Annotated in this window: 3 protein-coding genes and 1 pseudogene; 2 read left to right on the top strand and 2 right to left on the bottom strand. The window is 72.4% G+C overall.

Annotated elements, in window-relative coordinates:
• Together secG and tpiA are read right to left on the bottom strand one after the other, a co-directional pair.
• A partial coding sequence (gene secG / locus B8460_RS01405; protein ID WP_048859783.1) for a preprotein translocase subunit SecG occupies positions 1-299 on the bottom strand: 299 nt, incomplete at its 3' end.
• A gap of 11 nt (positions 300-310) precedes the next feature.
• Complete coding sequence (gene tpiA, locus B8460_RS01400) at positions 311-1,048, bottom strand: triose-phosphate isomerase (RefSeq protein ID WP_048859782.1); 738 nt, start codon at positions 1,046-1,048, stop codon at positions 311-313.
• A gap of 147 nt (positions 1,049-1,195) precedes the next feature.
• Here tpiA and B8460_RS01395 point away from each other — a divergent pair, with 147 nt between their 5' ends.
• A complete protein-coding gene (locus B8460_RS01395) occupies positions 1,196-3,109 on the top strand; it encodes a peptidylprolyl isomerase (RefSeq protein WP_048859781.1) in 1,914 nt (637 codons plus the stop codon).
• Positions 3,106-3,724 (top strand): annotated as a pseudogene (locus B8460_RS01390) (anthranilate synthase component I); the annotation flags it as partial. The gene B8460_RS01395 and the pseudogene B8460_RS01390, both read left to right, overlap by 4 nt.

Raw genomic sequence — 3,724 nt, 5'->3', positions numbered from 1 at the left:
GACGGCAGCGGCGGGGGTGCGGCGGCGGGCGCCGGGGCATGGATGTCGAGCAGCGAATGACCCGGCCCGCTCGCGCCGCGGTTGAGCACGGCCAGCGCCAGCGCGAGCAGCATGAACACGGTCGCCAGGATCGCCGTCGTGCGCGTCAGCAGGTTCGCCGTGCCGCGGCCCGACATGAACGAGCCCATGCCCTGCGAGCTGCCGACACCCAGCCCCCCGCCCTCGCTCCGCTGGATCAGCACGACGCCGATCAGCGCGAGGGTGACGAACAGGTGGATGATCAGCAGCACGGTATTCATGGCGGGGCGCCTTACCCGTACCGGGCCGCCCGGGCAATGGCGAGGAAGTCCACCGCGACCAGGCTGGCCCCGCCGACCAGTGCGCCGGCCACTTCCGGGACCGCCAGGAGGTCCGCCGCGTTGCCGGGTTTGACCGAACCGCCATAGAGAATAGGTACGGATCGCCCGGCTTCGGCGAACTGGCGCACCAGTTCCTCGCGGATGAAGGCGTGCATGGCGGCAACCTCGTCGATGCCCGGCGTCTTGCCCGAGCCGATGGCCCAGACCGGCTCATAGGCGACCACCCCGGCGAAGTCGCGCGGCAGGCTGCCCAGAAGCTGCCAGCCGACCACCTCGGTCTCGCGCCCGGTGGCCCGCTGCTCGTCGGTCTCGCCGACGCAGACGATGGTGCGCAGTCCCTCCCCCTGCGCCGCCTCGACCTTCTGGCGGATCAGGTCATCGACTTCCGCATGGTCGGCCCGGCGCTCGGAATGGCCGAGGATCACCCAGGTCGCGCCGCAGTCGCGCAGCATGCCGGCGGAGATGTCCCCAGTATGGGCGCCGTCCGGGTCCGCGTGACAGTCCTGGCCGCCGACCGCGATCGGGCTGCCGGCCAGCAGGCCGGCCACGGCGGTGAGCTGCGTGGCGGGCGGGAAGACGACGAGTTCGCAGCCCAGCCCCCCCGCCCCGTCGCGCAGCGCCGCGCACAGCTCCGCCGCCTGCCGCGTGCGTCCGTTCATCTTCCAGTTGCCGGCGATGAGCTGGGCCATTCCCGTCCTCGCGTGTGTGCCTCGACCCCTGGGTAACGCGCGAGACGGCCCGAGGCAAAGCGCCGGCCGGAAAAGCGCCGGCTGGCAAAGCCGGCGGAAGGCGGGTAGAGGCACGCCTGTCGGCCAATCCAGCAACCGGACCCGCGCATGCTCGCCAATCTCCGCCGTTCGCTCGACTCATGGATCGTGCGGGGCCTGTTCCTGCTGCTCTGCCTCGCCTTCGTGCTGTGGGGGATCGGCGGCGACATGCTGCGCAGCATCCGCGGCGGCGGCAACGACTGGGCGGCGCGCGTGGGCAGCCGCACCGTGACGGCCGAGGAGCTGCGCGAGGCCTATCAGCGGCAGCTGGCCGGCGTGACCCGCGCGCTTGGCGGCCGGATCGCGCCGACGCCGGAGATGCGCCGGTCCGTCGCCTTCCAGGCATTACAGAATCTCGTGCTCGGGCAGGCGGTGGCGGGCGAGGAGGCGCGGCTCGGCGTCGTCGTGCCAAAGGCCGATCTCCAGCAGGCGATCCTTGAGATCCCGCAGTTCCGCGGGCCGGACGGGCGCTATGATCCGGCGGTCGCGCGGCAGGTGCTGTCGCAGAACAACCTGACGGAAGCGCAGCTGTTCGAGATGATCCGCAGCGACGCCGGCGAGCGGCAGGTGCTGGGGGCGGTCCGCGCCGGCGCGTTCCCGAGCGACACGGAAACCAAGTTGCTGTTCGCCTATCAGCGCGAGACGCGCAGCGCCGATTTCGTGGAAGTGCCGTTCACCTCCGGCGTCGCGCCGGAGCCGACGGATGCCGACCTGCACCGCTATTACGACAACCACCCCGACCTGCGCCGCACGCCGGAATACCGGCATGTGAAGGCGGTGGTGCTGTCGGTCGAGACGGTGGGCAAGTCGATCACCGTCAGCGACGAGGATCTGAAAAAGGCCTACGACGCCAACCGCGACGCCTTCAAGAAGGAAGAAAAGCGGACCGTCCAGCTTCTCACCACGGAGGACGAGGCGGCGGCCCGCAAGCTCGCCGCCACCTGGCAGGGCGGCGCTGACTGGGCGGCCATGCAGACGATGGCCAAGGCGTCGAAGGCGAACGCGTTCGAACTGCCCGATGCCGACCGCGCGCAGCTGCCGATCCCCGCCCTGGCCGCGGCCGTGTTCGCCGCCCCGGTCGACACGGTGCCGGCGCCGGAGCACGACGATCTCGGCTGGCACGTCTTCCGGGTGACCAAGATCACGCCGGGCCGCGACATCTCGTTCGAGCAGGCCCGCGACGAGCTGCGCGCGCGCATCGTCGCCGACCGCGCCGGGCAGCAGATCTTCGACGACGCCAACAAGCTCGACAACATCCTCGCCAGCGGCACCAGCCTCGACGAACTGCCGAACGATCTCGGGCTGCAGGCGGCCACCGGCACGCTCGACGCCGCCGGGCGCACCACGTCGGGGCGCGAGGCGCCGATCCCCGGCTCGCCGGCGCTGCGCAAGGCCCTCGTCGCCGCGGCCTTTGCCGAGCATGTCGGCGAGCCGCCGCACCTGCAGGAAGTGCCCCCCTCCGCCCCCGGGGGCGCCGCCTCGTATTTCGCGGTGACGGTGGACAAGATCACCCCGCCGACCGACCGGCCCTATGCCGAGGTCGCGGATGCGGTCCGCGCCGCGTGGATCGCCGACGCCCAACGCCGTGCCGCCAACGAGCGGGCGACCGCCGTGTTCACCGCGGTGCAGGACGGCGCGACGCTGGCCGACGCGGCGCAGAAGGCGGGGCTCGCGGTGCGCCGCTCGCTGCCGACCAGCCGCGAGTCGCCGCCGGAAGGCTTTCCGATGCAGCTCGTGCGCCCGCTGTTCAGCCTGAAGCCGAAGGAGGTCACGATGGTGCAGACCGGCGACGCCTATCTCGTCGCGGTGCCGGCGGCCATCGTGGTGCCCGACCCGGCGAAGGACCCGGAAGGCTATGTCCGCCTGCGCGACCAGGTGCGCGAGGCGATGGCGCGCGACACGGAAGTCACGTTCGCAACCGCCGTGCGCGATCGCGCGGGGCTGCAGGTGAACCCCGATGTCGTGCAGTCGATGATCCAATGAACGGCGCCGATCCCGGACCGGCCGCGCGGGACGCGGCCTTTGCCGCCTTCGCCGCCGCCTATGAGGCCGGACGGGGCGCGGTGGCGTGGACGCGCGTCGTCGCCGATCTGGAGACGCCGGTCGCCGCGTATCTGAAGCTCACCGCCGGCCAGCCCTTTCCGTTTCTGCTGGAAAGCGTCGAGGGCGGCGCGGCGCGGGGCCGCTATTCGGTGATCGGCATGGCGCCGGACCTGATCTGGCGCTGCCGCGGCGGCGTGGCCGAGGTCAACCGCGACGCCGAGGCGGCGCCGCACGCCTTCGTGCCCGACGCCGCGCCGGCGCTGGAGAGCCTGCGGGCGCTGATCGCGGTGACGCGGCTCGATCTGCCCGACGGGCTGCCGCCGATGTCGGCGGGACTGGTCGGCTATCTCGGCTACGACATGGTGCGGCTGATGGAGCGGCTGCCGGCGGACAAGCCGGACCGCCTCGGCCTGCCGGACGCGCTGCTGCTGCGCCCCACCCTGTTCGCGATCTTCGACACGATCCGCGACGAACTCACCCTGACCGCGCCGGTCTGGCCGCGCGAGGGCGTCAGCGCCGCGACCGCGTGGACGCGCGCGCAGGCGCGGCTGGAGG

Origin of the sequence: Acidisphaera rubrifaciens HS-AP3 (assembly GCF_000964365.1) — a bacterium.
In the GTDB taxonomy this organism is placed as follows: domain Bacteria; phylum Pseudomonadota; class Alphaproteobacteria; order Acetobacterales; family Acetobacteraceae; genus Acidisphaera; species Acidisphaera rubrifaciens.
Note: the sequence above shows the minus strand (reverse complement) of the source record. Positions and strands in the feature narration are given on the sequence as shown.